Raw genomic sequence first — 16,708 nt, forward strand, 5'->3', positions numbered from 1 at the left:
CGTGGCAGGGAAAGTCGTGGGAAGGGAAGCCGAGGAGGGGCCGAGGCAGGGGCGAGGTGGGGAGGTCAGAGCACCTTGCTGAGGAACTCCCGGGTCCGCGGGTGCGCGGGGTGGTCCAGCACCTGCGCGGGCGGGCCCTGCTCCACGATGCGGCCCTCGTGGAGGAAGACGATCTCGTCGGCGACCTCGCGGGCGAAGCCGATCTCGTGGGTCACGATCACGAGGGTGGTGCCCCCGGTGGCCAGGTCCTTGATCACGGAGAGCACCTCGCCGACCAGCTCGGGGTCGAGCGCCGAAGTGGGTTCGTCGAAGAGGATGACCCCCGGCCGCAGGGCCAGGGCCCGCGCGATGGCCACCCGCTGCTGCTGCCCGCCGGAGAGCTGTCGCGGGTAGGCGCCGCCACGGTCCCCGAGCCCCACGCGGCGCAGCAACTCCTGCGCCAGGGCCTGTGCCTGCGGCCGGGACAGCCGGCCGGTGGCCACCGGGGCCGCGGCCACGTTGTCCCGTACGGTCAGGTGCGGGAAGAGGTTGAAGTTCTGGAAGACGAAGCCGATCCGGCCGCGCTGGGCGAGGATCGCCCGTTCCCGCAGCTCCTTGAGCCGGCCCCCGTGCCGCTGGACGCCTATCAGCTCGCCGCCGACGCTGACGTGGCCGGCCTCGGGCTTCTCCAGATGGTTCAGGACCCGCAGCAGGGTCGACTTGCCGGATCCGGAGCGTCCCAGGATCACGGTGACGGTGCCGGGCGCGACGGTCAGGCTCACCCCGTCGAGGACCCGCCGGCCGCCGAACCACTTGTGCACGTCGTGCACCTCGATGGCGGCCGGCCGCGAGGTCGTGGCGGCGGCGGTACTCGCGGTCCCGGTCATCGGGCCGTCTCCTTCCGGTAGCGGATCCGCAGGTCGCGCAGGCCGGCCCGGGCCCGCTGGAGCGGAGTCGGCGCGGGGGTGCGCAGGGCTCCGCGGGCGTAGTGCCGTTCGACGTAGTACTGCACGACGGAGACCAGGCTGGTGAGGATCACGTACCAGACGGTCGCCACCAGCAGCAGCGGCACCACGTCGCCGGGATAGGTACTGCCCAGGCTCTGTACCGAGCCGAACAGGTCGAGCAGCGAGACGTAGAAGACCAGTGAGGTGGCCTTCAGTAGGCCGATCAGCTGGTTGACGTACGAGGGCACGATCGAGCGGAGCGCCTGCGGGAAGACGATCCTGGCGAACTGGTACCGCTTGGGCAGTCCGAGGGCCGCGGCCGCCTCGTGCTGCCCCTGGTCGACGGAGAGCACGCCGGCCCGGACGATCTCGGCGGCGTACGCGGCCTCGCTCAGGCTCAGTCCGACCACCGCGACCACCATGTCGGTGGCGGGCCGCGACTCGTCGAAGGTCAGGAAGGCGGGCCCGAAGGGCACACCGATGCTGAGGGTCGGGTACAGGGCGCTGAGGTTGTAGAGGAAGAGCAGGACGACGATCAGCGGCACGGAGCGCAGCAGCCAGATGTAGGTCCAGCTCACGGACCGCAGCACCGGGCTGCCCGAGAGCCGTCCGAGGGCCAGCAGGACGCCGCCGGCCAGACCGAGGACCGCGCTGTACGCGGCCACCTGGAGGGTGATGAGCAGCCCGTCCAGGATCACCGGGCGGGCGAACCAGTACGCGAAGCGGTCCCATTGGTAGAAGGGATTGGTGATCAGCCCGTGGGCGGCCTGCGACACCAGCACGAGGACGACGATGCCGGCGACCCACCGGCCGGGCCGGCGCAGCGGGAGGACCCGCTCGGCCGGACCGGGCGGCCCGGGCGGCCCGGAGGGGCCGGCGGGCGCGGAGAGGAGCAGTGATTCGGTCAAGGACACTCCACGGCTTCGAATAGGCGCAGAATCGAAAAGCAGCCGTCAAGCCGAACAGGAGAGGCCGCCGATATCTCTTTGTCTGCGGCGTAAGCTAGGCAGCCCGGAGAAGGGGTGTCAACGGCCCGGATATCAGGATGCTTGAAGTCGTGTTCCGATTTCATCCGCCGTACATACAACGCCTCTTGGTGAAATGAAACTCAGTGTTCGCCCGGTGCGGTCACCGAGTTCAGGCGGCCCCGCAGGCCGGCCACCCGGACGCGCAGCAGCCGCAGCGGCGTGGGCGGAAGGCCGCGCGAGCTGCCGCGCGCGTAGTGCCGCTCCACGTAGTACTGGCCCGCGCTGAGCACGGTGGTGACGGCGACGTACCAGAGGGTGGCCACCATCAGCAGCGGGATGACCTGGTAGTTCTGGTTGTAGACCAACTGCACCGAATACAGCAGGTCGTGCACGGCCAGCACGCTGACGATGCTGGTGCCCTTGAGGGTGCCGATCAGCATGTTCCCGGCGGTCGGCACGATCGAGCGCATCGCCTGGGGAACCACGATCCGGTAGAGCGTGCGGCGCCTGCTCAGCCCGAGCGCCTGCGCGGCCTCGGTCTGGCCGGGGTCCACGGAGAGGATGCCGCCGCGCACCACCTCGGCTGCGTACGCGGTCTCGTGCAGGGTCAGGCCGATGACGGCGGTGAGGGTCGGGCCGAGCAGGTTCACCGTGGTGACGCTGAAGAGCTGGGGGCCGTAGGGGATGCCCAGGCCGAGCGTCGGGTACAGGGCGCCGATGTTGAACCAGAACAGCAACTGTACGAGGAGCGGCGTGGACCGGAAGATCCATACGTAGCCCCAGCTCAGAGTGCGCAGGACGGGGTTGGCCGACAGCCGCATCACGGCGAGCACGGTGCCGAACAGAAACCCGAGCACCATCACCACGCCGGTCAGCCAGAGGGTCAGCAGCAGCCCGTCGAGCACGGCGGAGGTGGTGAAGTACCGGCCCACCAGGCTCCATTGGAAGGCGTCGTTGCGGACGACGGAGGCCAGCACCATCGCGAAGACCAGCAGCGCGGCGGCGGCGGACAATCGACGGCCGACGCGTCTGCGGGGCACGATCGGCGGCGGCTCGGTATCGGGGGCGGATACGGGGGACGCGTGGGGCCCGCGAGGCGCGTCGGAAACGGTGGTCATGGAAGTGCTCCGGAGGGTGGAGGGATGGCGGGCGCGGCAGGGGCTGCCGGACACGGGCACGGGTGCGGGTTTCGGGCACGGGTGCGGGCACGGGTACGGTCGTCGTCACGCTCGCCGTGTCCCTCAACACGGCCGGACCGGCCTGCGCGCGAGGCGGAGCCGGAACGCCGCCGATCGTATGCGTGCACCGCACGAACGTGTCAACAGTGCGCGGTTCAGCGGACGGTCGGGCCCGTCCGGCATCCGGTCCGTCGCTTGACGAAGAGCGCTTCGTACTGTTCAAGTAGTCGCATGAACGCCCATCAGCGCCTGGTCTCGCGCGACTACATCGACTTCGGTCGGGTGTGGTCCGCGGCCTGTTGCGCCTGACGCGGCAGCGGGCTGTCTGACCGGCCCTTCCCTCCCTCGGTGACCCCGTCGCGGGCCGAGAACTCCCTTCGCGCAACCGTCCTGCGGGCCGTCACGGCCGCCGGGTACGGGCTGTCGCGAACCCGGACGCGCGCTGCCGCCGCACCCACCTCCCCTGCCATGCGTCGTCACGCCCGCCCCGTCGCGCACCGCTGCCCGCCCCGCTGCCCGGCCGCCCCCGCCCCGCGTCGTCCGCACCGCCACTCCGTTCCGTCCGGAGTCTGCAGGGCTGACGGCTCATCACGCATCCCTGTCCCGCGGGTGGTTCACCCTGCCCGGCCGCGATCCGCCGCACCTTCCGAAAGGCCACACCCATGCCCGTGGAGTTCCTCGGCATAGCCGCCACCAACGACGGCTCCGAAACCACCGCACGATCCGGCGCCGCCTTCGACAAGGAGTACACGCTCAGGCTGGCCAGGGCGCACGAGGACCACGGCTGGGACCGGGTGCTGTTCGCCTACGGTTCCGGCTCCCCGGACCCGGCGCCGGCCGCCGCGTACATCGCGAGCAAGCTGGAACGGCTGCAGATCCTGCTGGCCCACCGGCCCAACGTCTCGTACCCCACCTTCGCCGCCAAGACCTTCGCGACCCTCGACCAGATCAGCGGCGGTCGCCTGGCCGTCCACTTCATCACCGGGGGCAACGACCACGAGCAGGGACGCGAAGGCGATGTCCTCGGAAAGGACGAGCGCTACGCCCGCACCCGCGAGTACATCCGCATCGTCAAGAAGATCTGGACCACCCACGAGCCCTTCGACCACGAAGGCGATCACTACCGCTTCCACGACTTCGTCAGCGACGTCTTCCCCGTCCAGCAGCCCCGACCGAAGGTCTCCTTCGGCGGTTCCTCACCCGCCGCCTACGCGGCCGGCGGAGCGGAGGCGGACTTCTACTGCCTGTGGGGTGAACCCCTGGAGCAGACGGCCCAGCAGATCGAGGCCGTACGGGCAGCGGCGCGGGCCGCGGGCCGTACCGAAGCGCCCCGCATCCAGGTCGCGTTCCGCCCGATCATCGCCCCGACCGAGGAGCTGGCCTGGGAGAAGGCCCACCGCACGGTGGGCGCCATCCGCGAGCGCAGGCGGGCGGGGACCGTGCAGCGCCACCGCAACGGAGTCTCCGAGGCCGCGGCCCCGCAGAACACCGGATCGCAGCGCCTGATCGCCATCGCCGAGGCGGGGGAGCGCTACGACCGGGCGCTGTGGACCCCGACCGCGGCCGCCACCGGGGGCGCGGGCAATTCCAACGCCCTGGTCGGCACCCCGGAGACGGTGGCCCAGGCGCTGCTGGACTACCACGACCTCGGCGTGGACATCCTGTCGGCCAGGGGCTACGACCTGCTGGGCGACGCAGTCGACTTCGGCCGGTACGTGATCCCGCTCGTCCGCGAGGAAGTGGCCAAGCGTGACGCCGCTCGGGACGCCGAACACGGCGCCCGCCCCGAGGCCGGCTTCCCCCACCAGACCCTGACGGCGGTGCGCGGATGAGACTCCTCGCGAACGGGCCCCGGTCCGGGACCGGGAAGGGTGCCGGGCGCCGCGGACGCCTGCGCACCGGGCTCGTACTCCTGCCCCTCCCCCTGCTGGCCTCCCTGACGGCCTGCGGCTCCGGTGACGGATCCGCGCCGTCGGCCGCCGCCCTCGTCTCTCCCGCGCCGGCCGACGATCCGGTCGCCGCCGTCCGCGCGGTCGAGCCGATCGCCGCCCTGCTCCCCGCAGAGGTACGCAAGGCGGGCAGCCTGCGGCTCGGCGGCTCCGTCGGATCCCCTCCGTCGGCGTACTACCCGAACGGACAGGACAAGCCGCCCGCGGGCCAGGACATCGACATCGCAGCCGCGGTGGCCAAGGTCCTCGGCGTGAAGCTGGAGCGGCAGGACGCCTCCTTCGAGACGATCCTCCCCGCCCTGGGCAGCGGCAAGTACGACGTCGGTACGGGCAACTTCGGGGTGACCACCGAACGCCTGAAGTCCGTGGACTTCGTCACGTACATCAACGACGGCCAGGGCTTCGCGGTCCGGACGGGAAACACCGCGCTGACCGGCCAGGTCTCCGACCTCACCCGGCTGTGCGGGCTGACCATCGGCACCGGCGCCGGTACGACGTTCGAGAAGACCCTGACCGCGCAGAAGGAGGTCTGCGCGGCCGCCGGGAAGAAGCCGTACGAGGTCAAGGTCTTCTCCGAGACCGGGGCCGTGACGACGGCCCTCCAGCAGGGCCGGATCGACGTCGTCATGTCGACGATCAACGGGCTGCGCCACCAGGCCGCGCAGCCCGCCGCGCACACCACCTTCCTCGGCGAGTACCACCGCCTCGACGTCGGCTTCGCCTTCAAGAAGGGCTCCGCGCTGACCCCCGCGTTCCAGGCCGCCGTCAACGAGCTGATCAAGGACGGCACCTACGCGCGGATCCTGAAGAAATGGGGCACCACCCCCTCCGCGATCGACACCTCGCAGATCAATCCGGCCGAGCACACGTGAGGAACCAAGAACGCGACCACGACCGTGACCACGAACGCGACCGTGACCACGAACGCGTCATGGTGGAGGTCCGGGGCGTCCACAAGAGCTTCGGCCCCCTGGAGGTGCTGCGCGGGGTCGACCTGAAGGTCCGGGCGGGGGAGGTCACCGTGATCCTCGGTCCTTCCGGTTCGGGGAAGTCCACCCTCCTGCGCACCATCAACCACCTGGAGAAGGTCGACCGCGGCTGGGTCAGCGTCGACGGCGAGCTCATCGGCTACCGCGGCCACCGCGGCAAGCTGCACGAACTCAAGGAGAAGGAGGTGCTGAAGCAGCGGACCCACATCGGGTTCGTCTTCCAGGACTTCAACCTCTTCACGCACCTCACCGTGCTGGAGAACCTCGTCGAGGCTCCCGTCTCCGCGCTGCGCCGGTCCCGGGAGGAGGCCGGGGCGACGGCCCGCCGGCTGCTGGAACGCGTGGGTCTGAGCGAGAAGGCGGACGCCTACCCACGGCAGCTGTCCGGCGGGCAGCAGCAGCGGGTCGCCATCGCCCGCGCGCTCGCGCTCGAGCCCAAGGTGCTGCTCTTCGACGAGCCGACCTCGGCGCTCGACCCGGAACTGGTCGGCGAGGTCCTGGACGTCATCAAGGACCTGGCGCGGACCGGAACCACCATGCTCGTCGTCACCCACGAGCTCGGCTTCGCCCGGGAGGTCGCCGACACCGTCGTCTTCATGGACGGCGGGGCCGTCGTGGAGCAGGGAGCGCCCGGGGCGCTCCTGGACGACCCGCAGCACCCCCGCACGCGCGCCTTCCTCGCCAAGATGTGGTGAGGTGCCGGGTGAGGGATCAGGCCGGTCCCAGCCGGGGGCGTCCAACGCCGCTTCCCGCGGGTTTCCGGTCCTCGAGGGTTACGCGGTCCCGTCCTTCCCCGTCCTTCAGCCAGTGCGGTGTACGGAAGGCCGCGCCGCCGTACATCGGGAGGGCTATGGACTCCCCGTACCGGGCCAGCTGGTCCCAGGGCCGGTTGATCCCGGTGGAACCGTAGCGGCGCACCCGGGTGACGGCGTCGAGGTCCAGGACGTCGACGAGCACCTCCTCGCCGGGGCCGGCCTGCTGGCGGACCGCGCCCTCGGGGTCGACGATCGCGCTGGCGCCGACCCCGGCCGGGTCGGCGGCGTTGACGTTGACCACGTACACCTGGTTGGTCCAGGCGTTGGCGCGGGCGCAGACCAGCTCCATCTCCCGGTCCCGGGTGGGTGTCAGCGTGGGCTGGATGACGATCTCCGCTCCCAGCCAGGCGAGTTGGCGGACCGTCTCCGGGAAGGAGCCGTCGTAGCAGATGGCCAGGCCCGCCCGCCCGATGCCGGGGAGCTCGAAGACCGTGAACTCGTGGCCGGGGCGGGCCTTTTCGTACGGCTGCCAGGGGAAGATCTTGCGGTAGCGGGCGACGATCTCGCCCTCGGGCGAGACCGCGATCGCCGTGTTGTAGATGTGGCCGTCCTCGGCGCGCTCGTAGAGGCTCCCCGGGACCAGCCACATCTCGGTCTCCCTGGCGAGGGAGCAGATCCGGTCGGTGAGCGGTCCGGGTATCGTGACGGCCGCCTGCTCCATCCAGTCGTCGGGCGCGGGCCGCAGCAGCGGGCCCTCGGCGGCGAGCAGGAGCTCGGGGGCGATGACGAGCTGCACGTGCGGGAAGAGCTCGTGCGTGGCGCGGACCTGGTCGCTGAAGCGCTGCCGGCTCGCTTCGAGGTCGTGGGCCACGGGGGTGGTCTGCAGGGCGGCGATGGCGAGAGTGCGCATGGGTGTGGTCAGTCCTCGGTGACGGTGAGCGCGGCGACCGACGTGCGGCCTTCGCGGAAGAAGCGGCGGAACCGGGTGCGGGCGATGAGCAGGGCCAGGGCGCCCAGGGCGATGGAGCCGGCGCCGAGGAGGAAGACCCCGCCGACGCCGTGGAAGGAAGTGCTCCCGTATGCGGGGTCGTACATGTCGTGGGCGCTGCGGGCGAAGGCCGCCAGCATCAGCACGCCGCCCAGCAGGGGCAGGACGCCGCGCAGCAGGAGGTTGCGCGGGGAATCGCGCAGGCTCCGCCGGAAGTACCAGACGCAGCTCAGGGCGGTGGTGCCGTAGTAGCAGGCGATGAGCAGCCCGACACACAGGACGGCGTCGCCGAGGAAGTCCGCGGAGACGAGCCGGAGCAGGATCAGCGTGCCGGCCGCTGCCGTTCCGCAGGCCAGGGTCCCGAAGGCGGGCGTGCGGTGCCGGGGGTGGATCCGGGTGAAGGCGCGTGGCAGGGCGCCGTGGGCGGCCATGGACAAGGTGCCTCGGGAATTGCCGACGAGGCAGGTGAGCAGGGCCGAGACCGCCGAGACGCAGACGGCGAGCTGCATCACCTTGGCGAGTGCCCCGCCGAGTACGGGGGGCGCGAGGGTCGTGAGGACGTCGGCGGCGTTCTCGGCGTTGCCGAGGCCCAGGCCGGTGGTTCCGGTGCCGGCGAAGCTGATCGCCGCGAACGCGGTGAACAGGTAGGTGCCCAGGAGCAGGAGCGTCGAGATGACGGCGGCCTGCCCGGCCACGCGCTCGCCGTCCCGGGTCTCCTCGTTCGCGGCGAGCAGCGAGTCCCACCCCCAGTAGATGAACAGACAGAGCAGGACGGCTTCGGCGAAGGGCCCGAATCCGTCGAAGGCGCTGGGGTCGAGCCACTCCAGTGAGGGGGTGACGGCCCCGTCGCGGGCGAAGGCGGCCGCGCCGAAACCGAGCAGGGCCGCCATTTGCAGGCCGAGGAGCACGTACTGGACGGAGGCGGCCAGGTGTAGTCCCCGGACGGAGACCGACGTGCACGCGGCCAGCAGGAGCAGGGCGGTCACCGTGACGACGGCATCGTTCTCGGCGAGGGAGCGCAGACCGAGCAGGCTCAACAGGTACACGGCACCGACCTGGGACAGGGCGGTCATCGCGATGAGGGTGGCGACGATCACGACCCAGCCGCCGGTGAACCAGCCGGCCACCGGCCCGAAGGCGCGGGTGGTCCACACGAAATTGGTGCCGCAGTCCGGCATCTCGCGGTTCAGCTCGCGGAACGCGAAGGCGGTGAGCAGGATCGGTACGAACCCCAGGAGCAGGGCGGCCGGAGCCAGGTCTCCCACGGCGAGCGTCACGAAGCCGAGGGTGACGGCGATGCTGTAGGCCGGTGCCACGGACGACAGCCCGAGCGTGACGGAGGCGAGCAGGCCCACGGAGCCGCCACGCAGCCCCTTGCCGACGGGGGTGGGCGCCGGCCCGGTTCTGGCCCCGGTGTCGGTCGGGTTGGTCATGATGCCTCCTGGAGGCCGCAGGTGTGGTGCGCAGAGCGTGAGACGCCGCGTTAAACGGAGATTTAAGACCTGGGGGTCCTGGACCGTCAATAGATCGAGCGATATCGTTAAACCAAGATTTAGATGATCAACTTGTGGAGGAGACGTGGCAGCCAGGAAGGGGAACGGCAAGGAGAACCGCCGGGCCGAGCTGGGCAAGGCGGTGGAGCGCGCCGTACTGGTTCGCGGACTGGAGGGCCTGCGGCTGCGCGATGTCGCCGACCAGGCCGGGGTCACCCCCGCCGCCGTGCTCTACTACGGCGATCTGGACGCCCTCGTCCACGCCACGTACCAGCAGGCCATCGAGCGCTACAGCCAGGACCGCGAGGAGGCCGCGGACCGCTTCGACGACGCCCGCGACAAACTGCGGGCCTGCATCGACCACGGAGTCGCCGGCGGCCCCGACGACGCGCTGACCCGGCTGCTCTTCGAGTACTGGCCGCGCTGCCTGCGAGACGCCCGGGCGGCGGCGCTCGACAGTGCGTTGACGGAGCGTCAGATCGCGGTGTATTCCGGCATTTTGGTGCTCGGGCAGGCTCAGGGGCACTTCCTGCTCCAGGATCCGCCCCGCCTGCTCGCCGCGAACTTCGTCGCCATGGAGGACGGCTACCAGATGGAGGTCCTCGCCGGCCGGCGCACGCGCACCGAGGTCATCGCCGCGCTGCGCTCCTACGCCCGCGCCGTCACGGGCCACGAGCTGACCGGCCGGGAGCCGGCCGAACCCTCCTGAGCCCGAACCCTCCTGAGCCCGAACCCTCCTGGGCCCGAACCCTCCTGGGCCCGAACCCTCCTGAGCCCGGCCCTTCCTGAGCCCGCCCGGACGCGCCGCCGGCCCGCCTCGTCACGAGGCGGGCCGGCGGCAATCGAGTGCGTACGTCGCCCCGTTGAGGGCTGACTACGGACGGCTGCGACGGGTCAGGGGCAGGTGGCCAGGAGGACGGAGACGACCGTGCAGCTGGCGGTCGCGCCGTCGTTGAGCGGGCCCGGGTCGGTCGGCGCGGACGCCGTACGGGTGGCGGAGACCGTGACGCGCCCCAGCGAGAGCAGCCCCAGCGGTACCCGGAACGTCTTGGTGGCGGCGGCCCCGTTGGCGATGGTCCCGTAGGCGCAGGTCACGGTGGACCCGGCGGCCGTGCAACCGGGGGACAGGGTGTTCGCGGAGGCGCCCGGCGGCAGGGTCGCGGTGAGTGTCGCCGAAGTGACCGTACCGGGACCGGTGTTGCGGGCGGTCAGGGTGTAGGTGAGGTAGGGGACCAGCAGGCTGAAGCCGGGCTGTGCGGTCAGGTCCACGTCGATGTCGGCGGGCGGGAGCTGATAGGTGTACCGGCCCGAGCCGGTCACGGCGCTGGTGCCGCCGGCCGTGGTGACCCGGACGTCCACGGGGCCCGCGGCGTGGGCGGGCGCGGTGGCGGTGCAGGCCGTGGGGGTGCAGGAGAGGCCGGTGGCCGGGTTGCCGGAGCCGAAGTCGATCGCGGTGGCGCGGTCCAGGCCGGTCCCGTTGACGGTGACGACCGTACCGCCGGCCGTCGTGCCGACGGCGGGGCTGAGCGAGGTCACCACGGGGACGGGAACGTAGGTGTACCGGCCGGCGGGGGACGGGCTGCTGGTGCCGCCGGCGGTGGTGGCCTGTAGGTCCACGGTGCCGGTCCCGGCCGGAGCGGTGGCGGTGCAGGAGGTGGGCGTGCACGTGACATCGGTGCCGGGGTTGCCCGCGCCGAAGGTCAGGACGGCGCCCGTCAGGTTGGTGCCGGTGACCGTCACGGCCGTACCGCCACCCGCGGGTCCGGCGGCCGGGCCGACGGCCGTGACCGTCGGCGGGAGGGTGAAGGCGAACACGATCCGGCCGTCACCGGCGTTGGCACCCTCGGTCAGGGTGACGTGGGAGCCGGGAACCGTTCCGGAGACCAGACTGGACCCGCCGCCACCGCCTCCTCCGCCCCCACCGGTGGCGCCGTATCTGCCGCCGCCCCCGCCCCGGCCTCCGCCGCCGTACCCCGCTCCGCCGCGGCCGCCGGCGCCCGTCGGGCTGAACACGCCCTGGCCGGCGGCGCCGCCGGAGCCGTTCGGGAAGGCGCCCGGGGAGCCGTTCGGGCCCTCGTTGTCCGCGCCGGGCCCTCCGGTCCCCGCGGCCCCGCCGGCCGTGTCGGTGCCCGCGCGGCCGCCCGTACCGCCCTGCGCGTCGGGGACCAGGCCGTTGCCGTCGGCCCCCGGTCTTCCGCTGTCACCGCCGGCCGCTCCCGGATAGGCGGGAGAGCCGATGCCCGCTCCACCCGCCCCGCCGCCCGAACCGGCCGTCAGCAGGGGCGCGTTGGCGGCGGTGGTCACCGCGACGAGGGCGCCGCCGAATCCCGGCACGCCGAACTGGGTACCGGCCGCCCCGTTGGCGCCGCGCCGGCCGATGGTCACGTTGAAGGTCTGCCCGGGAGTGGCGGGGACGGTCGCGACGAGGTGCGCGCCCTTGCCGCCGGCGGTGCCGTCGGCTGCGTTCCCGCCCCCGGCGCCGTCCAGGGTCACCACACCGCCGGAGACGCCCTCCGGCACCGTGACGCTTCCGGAACCCCCCGCCGAGCAGGTGATCGTGGTCGTGGCACCCACCAGGACCGGGGCGGCGCACACCCCCTCCGCCGACGCCGGGGGCGCCAGCACCGTCAGGCCGCCCGCGGCCAGCGCCGAGGACGCGGCCACCGCCAGCAGCCGGCGCCGCCACGGGGCGCGCGGTCCGTTTAACACAGCAGTCGAAGACATCGAAGTCTCCCCCTCTCGCCTCCGCCCGGCAGCGGCCGGAGGCGAATACTCCCGGGAAGCCGCGGCCGGACGCTCCCGTACGGCGAACCGGAGTGCAGCTTCCTCCGGCGGCGCCGCTCGTTCGCCGGTATTCCGGGTCGCTGGAAGGACGTCGGCCCGGTGATACCGGCGGAAGCATCGCAGCGGCCGGGGCGCGGCGGGCACCAAATGCCGGATCGTCCCGCCAAACCGTTGGAAACCCCGAAATCGACGCCCCCACTCGTACGAATTTCCGAGAAGATGAGAGGTTGCGGTGCTGCGGTGCGGCTGTGTTGATGTGGTGCCGTGTCGTCAGCCGGCGGGGTCGAGGAGGTGGGGGCCGTTGTTGCGGACGCTGTTGACGGCGGTCGAGACCGCGGTCACCGCGAGCCGGCCGCCGGCGGGGGTGTGGAGCAGGGCGCGGAGATCCGTCGTGTCCTCGTGGGAGGGATCGAGCCAGGCCTCGTAGTCTCCGGGGTCGAGGGCCAGCGGCATCCGGGGATGGATGCGGCCGGCCGCGTCGGTGGCCTCGGTGGTGATGATCGTGGCCGTGGTGAGCCAGGCGCCCGGGTCGTCCCGGTCGGCGACGGCCGGGTCGCGCCAGAACTCGTACAGCCCGGCCATGGCCATGACGGAGCCGGTCTCGGGCCGGATGAAATAGGGCTGCTTGTAGGCCTTGGCCGTATCGGTGGCCGGTACGGCGACCCACTCGAAGAAGCCGTCCGCGGGCAGCAGGCACCGGCGTTTGGCCAGGGCGCGCCGGTAGGCCGGCTTCTCGTGGACGGTCTCCACCCGCGCGTTGATCATCCGGGATCCCACGGCCGGGTCCTTGGCCCAGGACGGCACCAGGCCCCACCGCACCGGACGCAGCTGCCGCCCGATCTCCCCGGTGTCCCGGTCGGCGCGCTCCAGCACCGCCCACACCTCGTCGGTGGGCGCGACGTTCCACGAGGGCCCCAGTGCCCGGTCCGGATCGAGCCGGGCGTCGAAGAGGCCCGAGAGGTCTTCCGGGGCCCGGGAGGAGGCGTATCGACCACACATGCCTCCACTGTCCCACTCTTCCCGGGCGGGAGGGGCAGAGTCCGCCGGACGCCCGGTCACAGCACTAGGGTCTGTCGTCCCACTCTGGTCCGGGCGACGACGGGAGTTGGACGACAGGCCCTGGCCGGCGGCCGATGTCAGAACCGGGTGGGAGGATCGCACCCATGCCTCTGCCTCAGCCCGATGACCTGACTTTGCTGGTGCTGCGTACCCACTTCGGCGACGAGAAGGACTGGGACGCGCTGCGGGCCGCGCTCGACGGTGCAGACGAGTACTCCCATGCCACGTACGTCAGCGAGCCCCGCTTCGCGGACGTGGACGTCCGGGAACTGGTGGAGGAAGAGGCCGCCGCGGCGGAGGAGGGCCGGATCTACCACCTGTTCCTGGCGGACGCCACCACGATGGGGGATCCGGGCCGCCTCCTTCTGGCCGTGGACCTCGAGGTCGAGCCCGGGCGGACCTTCAGGGTTCCGGCCCGGTGGTTTCCCGGCGTGTCGGCCAACCTCAGCCTCTGGAACATGGATTTCGCGGAGTGCGCCGACGCGGCTGATGCGTCAGGGACTTTCCGCGGCTTCGGCGGGGACTGACACCTCGCCGTCGGTCGAGGGGAAGGGCACGCTCACGCGGTGCGGTCCCGGGTGGAGACGGTCACGTGGTCGACGCGCATCGGGTGGCCCGGCTCGGTGTCCGGACCCGGGGCCGCGCCGTCGGCCAGGGGCAGGCCGCCGCCGATGGCCACGTTGAGGATCAGGAACAGGCCGTGGTCCACCGCCCGCTTCCACGTGTCCGGGTCCATCCGGGAGGCGGCCACTCGGTGGTGCACCCGGCCGTCCAGGTACCAGCGCACCTCCTCGGCGCCCGGGGAGAGGTCGACCTCGACGGCGTACGCGTGGAAGCCCGTACGGCAGTCCCCGCACGGCAGCGGGCCCGAGCCCAGCCCCGCCGGTTCCCGGCACGGGCCGCCTTCGAGGGTCCCGCAGTGCATGGTCGCGAAGACGCTGTCCCGGCCGTTCACCGATTCCATGATGTCGAGCTCCCCGATGCCCGGCCAGCCCGTGTACCCGTCGCGCAGCGGCGCGCCGAGGGTCCAGAACGCCGGCCAGTAGCCCGCCGCCTTGGCGCCGGTCACCTCGGGCAGGGCGATCGAGGCCTCGATCCGCAGGGTTCCGCCGGGCGGGGCCGCGAAGTCGGAGCGCCGGGTCTCGATGCGGCCCGAGCTCCACGTGCCGTCCGTGCGGGTGGGGACGATCTCCAGCGCGCCCTTCCCGTCGAGGCGGACGTTGTCGGTGGAGTCGGTCATCGTCTCGATCTCACCCGTGCCCCACTGGGCCGCGGGACAGCCCGGGTAGCACGTGCCGATGTCGTGCAGCCAGTCGGCGGAGGACGGCGGGCTTCCCGCGGGACCGTCGAAGCCGTCGCGGAACACCTCGGTCCACCCCGCAGACCGCGTCTCCGCGGATGGTTTCCCGGTCGCGCCCACGGCGGGAAGCGCCCCGGAATCCGTGAGCAGCCGTTCGAGCCGCGGGGTCAGGACGACGACCGCCACGTTGGTCAGGTGGGCGTCGTCCCGATAGAGCAGGATGCGGTCCACCACGGCCGGGCACGTCGGCCCGTCGCCCGGGCACAGCACCGGATTCACGCTCAGGGCGCGTACGCCGGGCAGGGCGCCGGAGGCGATCAGCCGGGCCAGGGGATCGGGCTGCCGGGCATCCGCACGGCTGAACGCGCAGGCGGCGGGCTCCTCGGGGCTGCCGGAGACGCACGCGGGGACGTCCGCGCCCGGTACGGGGGTGTCCTCGATGTAGACGATCGGCGCACCGATCGCCCGCAGGGACGCGAGGGTCTTCTTCCAGCCCTCGGCGAGGAGTCCGGCATCGGCGGTGTAGCGGTTCAGGGAGGAGATCACGATGAGCCGCGGCTTCGGCTGCTGCCGCAGCCGCTCCAGGGTGTCGCCGCGCCAGGTGTCGCACTCCCGGTAGGCGCGGCCGAGCTGGGGACTGTCCACCGCCAGCTGTGGCAGCGGGCAGCCCTGCTTCACGAACTCCTGGAGTGCCCAGCCCCGTTGAGAGGCCATGGCCAGCATCGCCGAGAACCACTGGCCGGCGTGCGAATCGCCGAGCAGCACGATCCGGTCCGGACTGTCCACCGCGCCGAACAGGCAGTCCGGGCTGCGCGTCACGGCCGGCGCCACCTCGCAGTCCCCGTCCGGCGGGAAGTCCTTGCGCGCCTGCGCCGGGGCCGGCACGACCGGGCCGGCCTCCAGCGGCGCGGAGCCCGTACGGGAGAGCAGGTGCGGGCCGGACGTGGCGCCCGGAGGCAGCCCGCCCAGGTGGACGGGCGTCGCGGGACCCAGCAGGTTCAGCGTGGTGGTGCCCACCACGAGCGCGAGAACCACCGGCAGGACCACGGCCGTGATGCCCACCGACAGCCCGCGGCGCGGGAGTTCGGATACGGTGCGGCTGCGGCGCAGCGGCTGCTCGACCCAGCGCATGGTCGCGTAGGCGGGGAGGGCGGCGGCCAGGGTGAGCGCGGCCTTCACCGGCCAGTCCTGGGCGCCGAAGCGGGCCTCGGCGAGGACGAGCACCGGCCAGTGCCACAGGTACAGGTTGTAGGAGAGCCGGCCCACCGCCCGGGGACCCCGCCCCGCGAGCAGCCGGCCGATCCCGTAGATCCCCGGTGTGCTGCGCTCGCCCCGGCCCGGTATCGCGGCGAGGATCACGGCAGCCGCGCCCAGGGTCGGCACCAGGGCCGCGTGGCCGGGGTAGGGCGTGGCCGCGTCGTACGCGAGGACGCTCCAGACGATGGCCGCGCCCCCGGCCCAGCCGCACAGCAGCCGCAGCGGGCGCGGGCCGCGCATGAGGTGCCAGGGCAGCAGGGCCACCAGTGCGCCGACGCCGAACTGCCAGACCCGCGAGGGCGTGGCCAGGTAGGCGAGGGAGGGGGAGTGGTCCGTCCAGCGCAGCGACAGCGCGAACGACGCGAGCACGATCGGTACGGCGGCCAGGGCCACGGCGGAGCGCACGGCGCGGCCGCGGCGCACGGCCCGGGCCGCGCCGAGCACGATCAGGGCGAGCAGCGGAGCCCAGACGAGGTAGAACTGCTCCTCGACGGCGAGGGACCAGAAGTGCAGCAGCGGGCTCTGCTCGTGCCCGGCGGCGAGGTAGTCGGTGCGCTGGGCGACGAACCGCCAGTTGGCGGCGGAGAGCGCCGCCACCACCACGTCGTACTCCAGGTCGGCGCGGCGCAGCGGTACGGTCAGCCAGGCTCCGGCCAGGGCCACCGCGCCGAGGACGACGGCGGCGGACGGCAGGAGCCGGCGGGCCCGCCGGGAGAAGAAGTCCAGAAGCCGGATCCGGCCGGTGGTGATCGCCTCGCGGACGAGCAGGCCGGTGATGAGGTAGCCGGAGACGACGAAGAAGACGTCCACTCCGACGAAACCGCCCGCGAGCCCCGGCACCCCGGCGTGGAAGGCGAGGACCGCGAGGACGGCGACGGCGCGCAGCCCCTCGATGTCGGGCCGGAACGCCGAGCGGTGCGGACTGGGTCCGGACTCGCCGCCGGAACGCCCCGGGGCACCCGGGGGACCGGGCGGTGGGGCGGTGTCGTGCGGACGGTCGCGCCGCGGGTCGGGCGTCTGTGAGGACGGCGCGGGGGAGCGTACGGGGGAGTGCATGGTGGT

General features: G+C 72.5%; 13 protein-coding genes. 5 read left to right on the top strand and 8 right to left on the bottom strand.

Annotated features, from left to right (window positions below; genetic code table 11):
- Positions 1–65 precede the first annotated feature (65 nt).
- From OG247_RS40500 to OG247_RS40510, 3 genes are all read right to left on the bottom strand, one after another.
- Positions 66–866 carry an amino acid ABC transporter ATP-binding protein gene (locus OG247_RS40500; protein WP_327256960.1) on the bottom strand — a complete coding sequence of 267 codons (801 nt, stop codon included), beginning with the start codon at positions 864–866 and terminating at the stop codon, positions 66–68.
- On the bottom strand, positions 863–1,822 hold the full coding sequence (locus OG247_RS40505; protein WP_327257803.1) for an amino acid ABC transporter permease: 960 nt from the start codon (positions 1,820–1,822) through the stop codon (positions 863–865). Before OG247_RS40505 ends, OG247_RS40500 begins: the two co-directional genes overlap by 4 nt.
- Positions 1,823–2,034: 212 nt before the next feature.
- Complete coding sequence (locus tag OG247_RS40510; protein ID WP_327256961.1) at positions 2,035–3,012, bottom strand: amino acid ABC transporter permease; 978 nt, start codon at positions 3,010–3,012, stop codon at positions 2,035–2,037.
- Between the two features lie 722 nt (positions 3,013–3,734).
- Here OG247_RS40510 and OG247_RS40515 point away from each other — a divergent pair.
- The 3 genes from OG247_RS40515 to OG247_RS40525 are packed head-to-tail and all read left to right on the top strand — an operon-like array spanning position 3,735 to position 6,705.
- The gene (locus tag OG247_RS40515; protein ID WP_327256962.1) at positions 3,735–4,904 is read left to right on the top strand and encodes an LLM class flavin-dependent oxidoreductase; all 1,170 of its coding nucleotides are present in this window, start codon (positions 3,735–3,737) and stop codon (positions 4,902–4,904) included.
- Positions 4,901–5,893, top strand: a complete 993-nt coding sequence (locus tag OG247_RS40520) for an ABC transporter substrate-binding protein (protein WP_327256963.1) — start codon at positions 4,901–4,903, stop codon at positions 5,891–5,893. Before OG247_RS40515 ends, OG247_RS40520 begins: the two co-directional genes overlap by 4 nt.
- 59 nt (positions 5,894–5,952) lie before the next feature.
- Positions 5,953–6,705, top strand: a complete 753-nt coding sequence (locus OG247_RS40525) for an amino acid ABC transporter ATP-binding protein (protein ID WP_327257804.1) — start codon at positions 5,953–5,955, stop codon at positions 6,703–6,705.
- A 16-nt stretch (positions 6,706–6,721) separates the two neighbouring features.
- Here OG247_RS40525 and OG247_RS40530 read toward each other — a convergent pair whose 3' ends face one another.
- The gene (locus tag OG247_RS40530) at positions 6,722–7,675 is read right to left on the bottom strand and encodes a carbon-nitrogen hydrolase family protein (protein ID WP_327256964.1); all 954 of its coding nucleotides are present in this window, start codon (positions 7,673–7,675) and stop codon (positions 6,722–6,724) included.
- 8 nt (positions 7,676–7,683) lie between these two features.
- Positions 7,684–9,186: an APC family permease gene (locus OG247_RS40535; protein WP_327256965.1), complete on the bottom strand. Its 1,503-nt coding sequence runs from the start codon at positions 9,184–9,186 to the stop codon at positions 7,684–7,686.
- A 145-nt stretch (positions 9,187–9,331) separates the two neighbouring features.
- On the opposite strand from OG247_RS40535, the gene OG247_RS40540 reads away from it, so the two are divergent.
- On the top strand, positions 9,332–9,955 hold the full coding sequence (locus OG247_RS40540) for a TetR/AcrR family transcriptional regulator (RefSeq protein WP_327256966.1): 624 nt from the start codon (positions 9,332–9,334) through the stop codon (positions 9,953–9,955).
- 185 nt (positions 9,956–10,140) lie between these two features.
- On the opposite strand, the gene OG247_RS40545 is transcribed toward OG247_RS40540, so the two are convergent.
- Positions 10,141–11,955: an IPT/TIG domain-containing protein gene (locus OG247_RS40545; protein ID WP_327256967.1), complete on the bottom strand. Its 1,815-nt coding sequence runs from the start codon at positions 11,953–11,955 to the stop codon at positions 10,141–10,143.
- Between the two features lie 345 nt (positions 11,956–12,300).
- Entirely contained in the window at positions 12,301–13,029 is a 729-nt protein-coding gene (locus OG247_RS40550; protein ID WP_327256968.1) for an SOS response-associated peptidase, read from the bottom strand.
- Positions 13,030–13,193: 164 nt separating this feature from the next.
- Here OG247_RS40550 and OG247_RS40555 point away from each other — a divergent pair, with 164 nt between their 5' ends.
- Positions 13,194–13,616 carry a DUF6924 domain-containing protein gene (locus OG247_RS40555; protein ID WP_327256969.1) on the top strand — a complete coding sequence of 141 codons (423 nt, stop codon included), beginning with the start codon at positions 13,194–13,196 and terminating at the stop codon, positions 13,614–13,616.
- Between the two features lie 32 nt (positions 13,617–13,648).
- On the opposite strand, the gene OG247_RS40560 is transcribed toward OG247_RS40555, so the two are convergent.
- Positions 13,649–16,702, bottom strand: a complete 3,054-nt coding sequence (locus OG247_RS40560) for an SGNH hydrolase domain-containing protein (RefSeq protein WP_327256970.1) — start codon at positions 16,700–16,702, stop codon at positions 13,649–13,651.
- Positions 16,703–16,708 lie beyond the last annotated feature (6 nt).

Source organism: Streptomyces sp. NBC_01244 (assembly GCF_035987325.1).
Taxonomy (GTDB): Bacteria; Actinomycetota; Actinomycetes; order Streptomycetales; family Streptomycetaceae; genus Streptomyces.

What these genes read in the sequence shown, in the direction of transcription:
- OG247_RS40500 (WP_327256960.1), bottom strand. Translation starts at nt 866, where the DNA reads ATGACCGGGACCGCGAGTACCGCCGCCGCCACGACCTCGCGGCCGGCC.
- OG247_RS40510 (WP_327256961.1), bottom strand. Translation starts at nt 3,012, where the DNA reads ATGACCACCGTTTCCGACGCGCCTCGCGGGCCCCACGCGTCCCCCGTA.
- OG247_RS40515 (WP_327256962.1), top strand. Translation starts at nt 3,735, where the DNA reads ATGCCCGTGGAGTTCCTCGGCATAGCCGCCACCAACGACGGCTCCGAA.
- OG247_RS40520 (WP_327256963.1), top strand. Translation starts at nt 4,901, where the DNA reads ATGAGACTCCTCGCGAACGGGCCCCGGTCCGGGACCGGGAAGGGTGCC.
- OG247_RS40525 (WP_327257804.1), top strand. Translation starts at nt 5,953, where the DNA reads ATGGTGGAGGTCCGGGGCGTCCACAAGAGCTTCGGCCCCCTGGAGGTG.
- OG247_RS40530 (WP_327256964.1), bottom strand. Translation starts at nt 7,675, where the DNA reads ATGCGCACTCTCGCCATCGCCGCCCTGCAGACCACCCCCGTGGCCCAC.
- OG247_RS40535 (WP_327256965.1), bottom strand. Translation starts at nt 9,186, where the DNA reads ATGACCAACCCGACCGACACCGGGGCCAGAACCGGGCCGGCGCCCACC.
- OG247_RS40550 (WP_327256968.1), bottom strand. Translation starts at nt 13,029, where the DNA reads ATGTGTGGTCGATACGCCTCCTCCCGGGCCCCGGAAGACCTCTCGGGC.
- OG247_RS40555 (WP_327256969.1), top strand. Translation starts at nt 13,194, where the DNA reads ATGCCTCTGCCTCAGCCCGATGACCTGACTTTGCTGGTGCTGCGTACC.
- OG247_RS40560 (WP_327256970.1), bottom strand. Translation starts at nt 16,702, where the DNA reads ATGCACTCCCCCGTACGCTCCCCCGCGCCGTCCTCACAGACGCCCGAC.